Origin of the sequence: Pseudonocardia oceanicola, assembly GCF_047200735.1 — a bacterium.
Lineage (GTDB): Bacteria > Actinomycetota > Actinomycetes > Mycobacteriales > Pseudonocardiaceae > Pseudonocardia.
In genome coordinates this window covers 1-952 of the sequence record NZ_JBJZON010000080.1, presented here as the reverse complement: position 1 = coordinate 952, position 952 = coordinate 1, and the positions used below count along the sequence as shown (strand labels likewise).

General features: G+C 71.8%; 1 pseudogene. It reads right to left on the bottom strand.

The annotated features are described in order from the left end of the window. A pseudogene (locus ACL02T_RS34885) lies at positions 1-952 on the bottom strand (2-oxoacid:acceptor oxidoreductase family protein); the annotation flags it as partial.

Below are 952 nucleotides of genomic sequence, written 5' to 3'. Positions count from 1 at the left end.
TTCGAGGCCGGGGGTGCCGGGGATGGCCCAGGGCCGGGCCAGGGTCTCGGTGTCGCGCAGGTAGGGCCAGAACTCCCCGGACCCGTCGGGGGCGTTGGGCTCGGTCGCGAACTGCGGGTCCACGCTCTCCAGGGTGGCGGCGTCGGGGACCTTCCACGGCTCGGACCCGTTGGCCAGGGCCCCGTCGGAGAGCACGATCACCGGGGTCCGGTAGCGGACGGCGAGGGCGGCGGCCTCGACCGCGGTGTGGAAACAGTCCCCCGGCGAGCGCGGCGCGATGATCGGCAGCGGGGCTTCGCCGTTGCGCCCGTACATGGCTTGGAGCAGGTCGGCCTGCTCGGTCTTGGTCGGCAACCCGGTGGACGGCCCGCCGCGTTGGACGTCGATGACCAGCAGCGGCAGCTCCAGCGCGACCGCCAGCCCGATGGTCTCGGACTTCAACGAGATCCCCGGACCGGAGGTGGTGGTGACCCCGAGGGCGCCGCCGAAGCTGGCGCCGAGGGCGGCGCCGACGCCGGCGATCTCGTCCTCGGCCTGGAAGGTGGTCACGCCGAAGGCCTTGTGTTTGGACAGCTCGTGCAGGATGTCGCTGGCCGGGGTGATCGGATACGACCCGAGGAAGACGGGCAGCCCGGTGGTCTGCCCGGCCGCGACGATGCCGTAGGCCATCGCGGTGTTCCCGGTGATCTGCCGGTAGGTGCCGGGCTCGAGCTTCGCCGGGGCCACCTCGTAGGTGACCGCGAACGCCTCGGTGGTCTCGCCGTAGGCGTGCCCGGCCCGAAACGCGAGGATGTTCGCCTCGGCCAGCTCGGGGCGGCGGGCGAACTTCTCGCGCAGGAACCGTTCGGTGCCCTCGTGCGGGCGGTGATACATCCACGACAGCAGCCCCAGGGCGAACATGTTCTTCGCCCGCTCGGCGTCCTTCTTGGAAAGCCCGGTCTCCTCCAGGGCT